Source organism: Olavius algarvensis spirochete endosymbiont, assembly GCA_900608495.1.
In the GTDB taxonomy this organism is placed as follows: Bacteria; Spirochaetota; Spirochaetia; order DSM-2461; family DSM-2461; genus UBA2779.
Genome location: UWYT01000238.1, coordinates 1 through 8,913, shown reverse-complemented (window position 1 = coordinate 8,913; position 8,913 = coordinate 1). Strand labels below are relative to the sequence as shown.

The following is an 8,913-nucleotide window of genomic DNA, read 5'->3' as shown; positions in this document are numbered from 1 at the left end:
GCCCAGCTGTACCAGCGTGGCTTCGCTATTTACGATAAGCCCGACATTCTGAAAACCAATAAAGGCAATGAAGAGTCCAATACCAACGCTGATTGATTTTCTGACATTCGCGGGAATGGAATTGATGATTGCCTCCCGAACATTGAGTGCCGTGAGCAATAGAAAGATGATACCTTCGAGAAATACAGCCGTGAGTGCAAACTGCCAGCTCTTGCCCATGCCCATCACAACCGTGAAGGCAAAGAAGACGCTTAGAACTCCTGGCGCCAGGGCAAAGGGAAGTCTGGCGACAAGGGCCATTACTAGCGTTGCAATGGCTGATGCGATAGCCGTGGCCATAAATACCGAATCCCTGGGCATACCCGTCGCGGATAATATCTCCGGATTAACGGCTAAAATGTAGGCCATAGTAAGGAAGGTTGTGATACCAGCCAGAATTTCAGTTCTAACGTTAGAACCATTCTCCTTAATCGCAAAAAAACTCTTCATAAAACTCTCCCTCTTTCAAGTACAATTTTTCGTTTAGACGTTTTATAACAGTTATAATTTTGTAACTCCTTATGTGTAAAAGTTGTTCCTTGATTTCTTGACTTCCTTGGAAGTAATAACACCGGGAGTCACCTCATAAGGAGTATTTGCTGCTTTGACATTGCTCATAAGACACAAGGGGAAAACTGACACGCGAAGAAGCGATTTCGTCCCTGGCTTTTTGTCTCAAAACGATGGTTGCACGGCCCCTGCACCGATCGTACAGCAAACTTTGAAATTACTGCCCAACTTGCTCCCAGGAGCCGCTATTCTCAGAGCGGTATACCGCATCTATTACGGCCATATTGGCAATTGCATCTGTTGAGGGGATGGGTGCGCTTCTTCTCTCTCGGAGCGCCTTTGCAAAGGCATCAAGCATCAGACCATACTGGTCGGCTGGTTTTGCAAAAATCTTCCGCGTTCCAATACGATTTCTAATTATAAGCTCAATTGGTACATCCGGAAAGGGATTAAAAGGCAGTATCATCGTTAAGCTTCCGATACTCCCATATACGGACACCTTTTGTCTAACAGCCATCCGCATGCTCACCGTAAAGAGAGTGCGCACATCTCCAAAGTCTAAGATTGCCGAGCTGACTATATCTACCCTGCTAGTTTCATCCCTGCTGATAAGGGAAATAACGCGCTCCGGTTCCTTGTTCAACAGCAAGCGCGAAGAGGAAATTGCATAGCATCCGATATCGTAAAGCGCTCCGCCTCCTCTATCCATCTGATTTCGAATATCCTGCTGATCTACCAAATTGAAACCAAATATTGTGTGGATTGTTCTAACTTCTCCAATCTCCCCAATGTCAATCAATTCCTTGGCCCGTATCCACTGCGGGTGAAAGCGATACATAAATGTTTCCATCGCAAGAACGCCCTTTGCCTCGGCATATTCAAGAGCTTCGATTGCTTCCTTTTTGCTCAGTGCAATTGGTTTCTCGCAAAGTACAGCCTTTCCCGCATCAGCACAGCGCCGAATCCACTCTGCATGCATGTCATTTGGAAGTGGAATATAAACGGCCTCCACCTCGGGATTGTCCAACACTTCCTGATAGCTTCCATAGGCCTTAGAAAATCCCCATTTCTTCGCGGCTCTTTCCGCCCGCGCAAAAGACCTTGAACCAAGTGCCCAAGGCTTGACGCTTTCGCTCTTCGCAACAGGAATAGACATCCTGAGTCCGTAGTGGCTTGAAACCCCAAGCACACCAAGTTTTACCTTCTCCATAATAAGAATCCTTATTGGTTTATCTGCAGTCTAGCACTATTATTGCGCGGTATTCCAGCACCGATAAATGCTTTTTGCCTTCGTTGTTACTCCGGTTCTTTTTGAAAACGGAAGGCAACTGGAATTATCCCTGCTTGGAATGTTCCGGGCGAGTGGAAAGGGAAACTTCTCGATTGCCAATAGAAAGCACCCACACCGCAAACCTGCGAACATGCCGATTGTGTTCTACACCGGCAACTCCTACGCAAACAAAATCCGCACTCCTTTAGCTTATTCAAAGAAAGATTTCATAACAGTGGCGAAATTTATCCCATCGAAGTGGTCATAGATTCAAGTAAGCACTATCTATTACTGCACAGCATCTGCAAGTTAAAATATGAAATGCTTTCCTTACCTGTCCCGTGCTCGAAGCGTAGGCACACTCATGGGTTGGCCTCACCAGGGGAACAGCTGAAAGTGGATTTGCAGTGAATACAGGCAACATTCATACGTCAATTCAAAGGAGACCGGATGGACGATATATCCCTACAACCCATACGACATCTTGGTAAAACACGCATCGGAGGTCCTCTAACTGGCAATTGGCGCCCCCTTACGGAACCGGAGCTTTCTACGCTCAAAGTTAATCACAATTACTCCGACAACTGGTCTAACCTTGAAGTAGCTGAGGGTTTCAATCCAAGTTTGGTTAGCAACTGCAAGTTTTACGGAAGGGTGAGAATAGGCAAACTTACAGATGAGGTGATTGTATATCACAGCCTTATTCTACCTGTGGGATTATACTCCTCTACGATAGTGTCCTGTATCATAGGAGACAATGTTGCCCTGCACAACCTCGACTACATATCGAATTTCATTGTTGAAGACTGCTGCATAATCTTCAATGTAAACGAAATGATTACCACTGAAAATGCCAAATTCGGAAACGGAATTGTAATGGAAGGAGAATGTGAGGACCACCGAATCTGGCTCGAAGTCGCCAACGAAAATGGTGGGCGTAAAATTCTCCCCTTCGTTGGCCTGGTTCCCGCGGATGCCTGGCTTTGGTCGAAATACCGCAGTGATTCGAAATTAATGGAACGGATGATTGAAATGACTGCCAAAGTTTATAAACCACAACCCGGGAATTATGGCCGTATTGGCAGGAAATCGGTGATTAAAAACTCACGAACCCTGAAGGATGTGATGATTGGATCGCATGCCTATATAAAAGGTGCCAACAAACTCAAAAACCTGACTATTAACTCCAATGCCGCATGGCCTAGCCAAATCGGCGAAGGATGCGAACTCCTCAACGGAATAATCGGCTACAACTGCCGTATATTCTACGGTGTGAAAGCTCTGCGCTTCGTACTCTGCAACAACTCAGAACTCAAATACGGAACCCGCCTAATCAACACCGTTCTTGGCCCTAATTCCACCATCAGCTGCTGCGAAGTGCTGAATTCTCTTATATTTGGATCGCACGAGCAACACCACAACAGCTCCTTCCTCTGTGCAAGCCTACTGAAAGGACAGACAAATATAGCTTCGGCGGCCACAGTGGGCTCCAATCATAACTCCCGGGCCCCCGACGGTGAAATAGTGGCCGATCGAGGTTTCTGGCCCGGCTTAGCAGTCAGCCTGAAACACAACTCACGTTTTGCGGCTTTCATCCTTATCGCCAAGGGTTCCTACCCCGCGGAACTCGACATCCCCCTTCCCTTCACTCTCGTTTCCAACAGTCACGACTCAAAGACACTTCTACTCAGTCCGGGTTACTGGTTTCACCACAATTTGTACGCCCTCGCCCGAAATTCCGCCAAGGCTAAGGCCCGTGAGAAGTGTGGCGAAGAACTACTGGAGTATGACTGGCTCGCTCCCGACACGGTGGACCAAATGCGTTCCGGACTCAAAATTATGGAGGCCTGGGCGGAAGAAACTCCAGAAGTAAAAAACGGCACATACACATCCGGCGCGGCCTTTCTCGCCTCCAATCCCAGTCCCACTCTGTTTGCTACGGACAGCTACAGAATCGAAGCAAGCCGCCGGCCTGTCCGCATCCTCCATGCCGGCCGCGCCTGGAACGATTTCCACAGAATGATACGCTTCTACGTAATCCGCACCCTCCTAGGCTCGACTCTCCAGCACGTTCCAACTGCTTCCACAGCATCCCCTGATTCCTGGGTCAATCTAGGCGGTCAGCTCATTACCCGCCCCAAACTCTCCAAAATGATATCTCTAATTAAAAATGGTGAACTCTCAGATTGGCCCAGCCTTCATCAGCACTACCACAGTCTCGGCCAAAACTATGATGCTGACAAACAGAGCCATGCCCTGGCCCTTCTTCAAGAAATCTTCGGCAGTCCGGAAACACCTAAACTCTCGGCCATCACTCCAGCCCTTATCACCGAGGCCCTTCAAACTGCAGCATTCATTCTTGAAGGCATCAAGAAAAGCCGCCTGAAAGACTACCAGAAACACTTCCGCAACATCAACTTCGACAGTCCCGATGAGCGCGATGCCGTCCTTGGCCTCTATCATAAGGATGCCTTCATCCAGCAAGCCACTCATACCCTGGACGCTCTTCGGCAAACGCTTAAATTCCATCTTCAATAGTAGCGCTGGAGGCACTTCCCACGCACACAGAAGGACTAGAAACAGAAGCACTGTCCCGAAAAACATCAAACCCGCATCGTGATGTTGACAGCTTTCGGTTTGATTCTGTATTGTATCCTCTACGTTTGCCGCTGTAGCTCAGTCGGTAGAGCAGTGGACTGAAAATCCATGTGTCAAGAGTTCAATTCTCTTCGGTGGCAACTAAGAGGCCGCTCTTCGGGTGGACCAACGGTCGCTAAAAGTATAAGGTGCAGATGGGTGACGGGATTGAAACCGCTGTGCTATCGTTCCTTGGAAGGCACGAGTGTGGCTCCATCGAAGGGGCATATCTGGCTACGATCGTCGTAGAACAAGGCGCCGCATTCAGGACAACGCGCAAAACTGCCACTGTGTTCGAAAACAATCCTTTCCACCTCGTCGTTTTGTAGCCAGTACATTCCGTAGGTGCCGAATTCCTCGTCTATCCCTCCTAAAAAACCGTCAGTTTTAATGAATACCGCTTGTACTTCGCCGTTGGTAAGAGTGATACGGGCAGAGGGGTGAAGGATGGAATTGGCGGCTCTTTGATGCCGAAATATCCCTTGAAACGACCAGGTGCCTCCTGGCCGAATAGGTATACCCAAACATCCTTTGTACTCCCACCGATGCTAAGCTGGGCTTCCTGCATTGGATTCGATATCCGCCCGCCGTGGGAACCAATAAATTCAATCTCTTCAATCTTGCCGAAGGAGATGAGGATATGTTATCGCGCCGAGTTCGTCAATTCGACGAATCCAGAAGAAGTACTTCGAGTTTGCGGGGGGGGAGCACCGCCGTGTTTGCGGATGCTATTGGGGGTAATTCGGCAGCGGTGGGGTCATCTGAAGCCAGGTTATCCGAACTTGAGTCAGCATCTGTTTCAAGTTCTGGCCAAAGGGAGGAATCGCCATCGTAGGATGCGACATCGAAGAGAGTTAGTTGTTCACCCCCAACGCGGTAAATTCTTACCGCATAGAAATTGTTATATTTCAAACCATCCGCAAAATCAAGGTTTTGAGGCAGCGCCGAAATTGAGGGCATCGTCAGAAGTGCCAGTATAAGAAAGGAACGAAATTTTTCCACGCCCGAGGTCATTCCAATACCTCCAAGATGGTGAATACCGCGGATAGCTCGAAAACGTTCACTTCTTTTAGTTTTAATCTAACGCGGCTGCCAAGTCTTATTTCATTCCTAAGGGCTACTCGGGTTTCATAAGCAAGCTCTGGAATGATTACATAGCCCTGTCGCTCGCGACGGTCTACCAGGTATGCTTTGCATGTATAGTCAGGCCTGAGTGCAAGCCATTGAAGTTTCCAAAAGATATTCGATCTTCGCTCGGCCAGAATCAAAGCTTCTATGCGGGTTTCAACACCGGCCATGGCCGCCAGCACCGATTCGGCATCTCGTGTTTGTTTGCCAAGTATTGCCGCTCGTATTTGCTGAGAACTAATCAAATCGGGATATCTACGCAGTGGGCTAGTTACCCGCGTATAGCTTTTCAAACCAAGCCCGGCGTGTGGTGCGCGTTCCAGCGTAAGACGGCTGCGTTTCATTCCTCGACGCAGGTTGAACTGCGTGAGGTAGAAGTTCTCGGAATAATCGGGAGTCGAACCATCCGGAGCTTCATCAGGGGCATTCTGAACAGCGTACGGTATCGGAATTCCACGTTCGTGGCACCAAACAGCCGCGTAAGAGCCGGCCATCAGCATGGCCTCGGCAACCAGGTTTCTGCTCTCGTAATCACGAAGAGGCGTTATTTGGATAGTCCCTTCCTCGTCTAAATGCAATTTGACTTCAGGCATGTTTATGGTGATGGTTCCTGCCTCTTCCCGTCCGCCACGAAAAGCGGTGCATATCTTTTTCATCGTCGCAAATGGCTCTTTGTCGAGGCGCTCGTCGATTTCTCTGTAGCTGAAACGGGTAACGCGTATGGTGCTAAGGTGAATCGAAAAATCGCTGATGTTGCCTTCGGCGTCTATGTCAAAGGCATAGGACAGGGCCGGTGAAGTGGGGCATAAACCAAGGCCAAGCTTGGCTACCATCTCTGACGGGAGCATTGGCACTTTTCGCTCCGGAAGATACAGGCTGCTCGCACGCTCTCTGGCCGACTTATCAGCCGGGGAATCGATTGGTATTAAACCCGCCACATCTGCCACATGAACCCAAAACTTCCTGCCATCCCAACTAAGGGCGTCGTCTGGGTCTGTATTGCCTTCATCGTCAATTGCAAAGGTTTCAATATTGGACAGATTGAGTCTTTCTTCTCCTTTGGCAAATTCCGCTGGGATATATGAGGGAGGTTCAAACGGGATATCGAGACGAAGAGGATGAGGATTCCAAAATGGAGTTTTGATTTTCTTCGAGATTAGCAGGCGATGGGCATTCTCCGGATTCTGTTTTCGATTAAGCGCCTTCAGAATGCGTGAACCCTTATGCCCTAGCGCGCACATTTCCAGCTCACGAAGATAAATCTCGTCGGAGTCTGGTTGAATATCTCCTCTGTTGAATCTCTCAAGAAATTCTTTCCATCGCCGTTCATCGTCGGCTTTCCGCTTCTCCAATTCAACCCGGGCGGAAACTGTTTCCTCGCTGGATATCTCAATCGAATCGGGGCTGCCGCTAAACCAAGGTGAGTGATTAAGGAGCTTGAATGTCAGCCAGGAACTGCTGGGGCTGTATTCCCCATAAATCAGTTCTGCAAGTTCTTTTAAGTTGGTGTGTTCACCCCGAAGAAGCTCCCATGCGCTTTCAGGCTCTCCGGGAGGTGTATTCTTCTCCAATTCGGGAAAGTCTGGAACCGGACCGGGATGTAGGCCCGCCACATCTTTTTCACGGACGCTTTTAGTTTTGCCTCCCGGAAGGAGTATGTCCAGTTTTTCGCTGGCTTCGAGCACCAGAGCTGGACTCTTTTTGTAGAGAACCAAGCTGTTCTTCGTAACTTTCACTGGATGTTGGTTAGAGCTGCCACAGCGGCGCCAACCAAGGGGGCATCGTCTACTTGAACCATTTCGTAGTATTTGTCGCGGAAGCAGAGGTAGGGGCGTAAATAGGATTCCACGCGGTGGGCGAAGCGATAATAACGATAATAGGTGGTGCCATCGATAACGATGCATGCTGGCTGAAGTGGCCCGTTGTGGCTGGAGCTTTTGAGCACGGCGGCGGCCAGATTGGCCGCGCTTAACTTGGCCGCCCGTTCCAGCAGGCCATCAACCAAGTGCCACAGACGACAAGCCTCTGTTCCACCGCGAGTTTCGGCGGCCCTCTTCCCTCCTGAGGCGGCCAGTAATGCCACAAGCGGGTTTCTCGAATTCGAAGGATTGTGGGCATAGTCATCAGCATCGCGCGTACTGAAACTGCTCAATTTTTCAATTTCCAGGGCAACCGGGTAACTTATCAGTTCGGCCTCTGCCGCAAGTGATATGGTTTTCCGAACCAAGGGGCCAAAATATCTACCTGACAGCATTTTTTCGAAACGGTAAGATTCCGGCTCTTCCGTTTCTTCACAGAGTAAAACATCCGCCCGGCCGCTGCAGTCCAAGTCAAGGCCCCCACTCTCACAATTAATCACCTGACTGTGATTGGGATTGAGACCGTTTGCTTTCCCGATCGCAGAATTCGATTCCACATAGCAGCTATTGGTGCCGGTACCGAGAATAAACCCCACGTAGGCACCCCAATCCCGCCTCTCTGTTATCGAAGAACTTCCCGTCAAAACGGTGGAAACTGTATCATTAAGCATTACTAAGGAGGGTGCATCAACGAGCCCTTTCTCCCGAAGAGCCTCCTTTAGACAGGCGCCCATCATTTCCCCCTCAACATCCGGCGCCAGCACTTCCTTGCTCCATCGAATAAGTCGGCCGTCCCTATTCGGATACACTTCCATCGGATAAGAAAAACAGAAACCTATTTTCCTCACATCTTCCTTCAGCAAAGGCCAGATAAGATTTGCCAGTGAATCAAAGAACTCCTCGCTGCCAACTTGAATTCCCCCGGTTCCCGGCATAGGCTGCTTGAGAAAATTGTTTATCTGCACCTTGCCGCTCTTATCAAAGTGGACAGTTGCCGTTCGAAGATTGGTGCCGCCGGCATCTAAAACCACCACCTTTTCGCCAACAGTCACATCAGTATCAATCTCCAGGTAAGTTGGAATCATCGCCAGGGATGATGGCTTTCCGTTTAGTCCCTTGGTCATCTCATCCACAATGTGCTCAACTATCGAATTCAAATCGATGTTAGCCGGATTCATCTTTACATCCGTAAGAAACTGATCAACTGATTTCTTATCAGTATCCATTTAATCTCACAATATGCCTCACACCCAGCTTCTAGGCAAGCACATTTCACATCCTGAACCTAATGAGCAATCCATATTAGGGGCGAGATTAAATTTCTTAAGAAGCGACTGTGAACACGGAGCGCACATCAAGCAAAAAAGCATCGAACGAGACGCCATTTACAACTTAGGGTCTTCCAATCTCCAAGTCCAGGTATCGGTGGGCATTGAGAACATAGCGCGCGGAGTTCTTCAGGCATTTCTC

General features: G+C 49.0%; 7 protein-coding genes and 1 tRNA gene. 2 read left to right on the top strand and 6 right to left on the bottom strand.

Annotation, left to right across the window (positions count from 1 at the left end):
- Together S1OALGB6SA_RS06830 and S1OALGB6SA_RS06825 are read right to left on the bottom strand one after the other, a co-directional pair.
- On the bottom strand, positions 1-489 hold a 489-nt coding region (locus tag S1OALGB6SA_RS06830), incomplete at its 3' end, for an NCS2 family permease (RefSeq protein ID WP_148084048.1).
- Positions 490-766: 277 nt separating this feature from the next.
- On the bottom strand, positions 767-1,759 hold the full coding sequence (locus tag S1OALGB6SA_RS06825; protein WP_124032964.1) for a Gfo/Idh/MocA family protein: 993 nt from the start codon (positions 1,757-1,759) through the stop codon (positions 767-769).
- Positions 1,760-2,269: 510 nt separating this feature from the next.
- Here S1OALGB6SA_RS06825 and S1OALGB6SA_RS06820 point away from each other — a divergent pair.
- Complete coding sequence (locus S1OALGB6SA_RS06820) at positions 2,270-4,357, top strand: DUF4954 family protein (RefSeq protein ID WP_077067608.1); 2,088 nt, start codon at positions 2,270-2,272, stop codon at positions 4,355-4,357.
- Positions 4,358-4,484: 127 nt separating this feature from the next.
- Positions 4,485-4,557 (top strand) — tRNA-Phe (locus S1OALGB6SA_RS06815).
- A gap of 81 nt (positions 4,558-4,638) precedes the next feature.
- On the opposite strand, the gene S1OALGB6SA_RS06810 is transcribed toward S1OALGB6SA_RS06815, so the two are convergent.
- From S1OALGB6SA_RS06810 to S1OALGB6SA_RS06795, 4 genes are all read right to left on the bottom strand, one after another.
- A complete protein-coding gene (locus S1OALGB6SA_RS06810; RefSeq protein ID WP_124032963.1) occupies positions 4,639-4,980 on the bottom strand; it encodes a hypothetical protein in 342 nt (113 codons plus the stop codon).
- 136 nt (positions 4,981-5,116) lie between these two features.
- The gene (locus S1OALGB6SA_RS06805; RefSeq protein WP_037563342.1) at positions 5,117-5,470 is read right to left on the bottom strand and encodes a hypothetical protein; all 354 of its coding nucleotides are present in this window, start codon (positions 5,468-5,470) and stop codon (positions 5,117-5,119) included.
- Positions 5,467-7,299, bottom strand: a complete 1,833-nt coding sequence (locus tag S1OALGB6SA_RS06800; RefSeq protein ID WP_124032962.1) for a ribonuclease catalytic domain-containing protein — start codon at positions 7,297-7,299, stop codon at positions 5,467-5,469. The genes S1OALGB6SA_RS06805 and S1OALGB6SA_RS06800 overlap by 4 nt, the downstream gene beginning before the upstream one ends.
- Before the next feature lie 17 nt (positions 7,300-7,316).
- Positions 7,317-8,669, bottom strand: coding sequence for a hexokinase family protein (locus S1OALGB6SA_RS06795; RefSeq protein ID WP_037563346.1), 1,353 nt, complete (start codon positions 8,667-8,669; stop codon positions 7,317-7,319).
- Between the last annotated feature and the right edge of the window lie 244 nt (positions 8,670-8,913).

Coding starts and splice junctions, on each gene's coding strand:
- S1OALGB6SA_RS06825 (WP_124032964.1), bottom strand. CDS start 1,759: ATGGAGAAGGTAAAACTTGGTGTGCTTGGGGTTTCAAGCCACTACGGA.
- S1OALGB6SA_RS06805 (WP_037563342.1), bottom strand. CDS start 5,470: ATGACCTCGGGCGTGGAAAAATTTCGTTCCTTTCTTATACTGGCACTT.
- S1OALGB6SA_RS06795 (WP_037563346.1), bottom strand. CDS start 8,669: ATGGATACTGATAAGAAATCAGTTGATCAGTTTCTTACGGATGTAAAG.
- S1OALGB6SA_RS06820 (WP_077067608.1), top strand. CDS start 2,270: ATGGACGATATATCCCTACAACCCATACGACATCTTGGTAAAACACGC.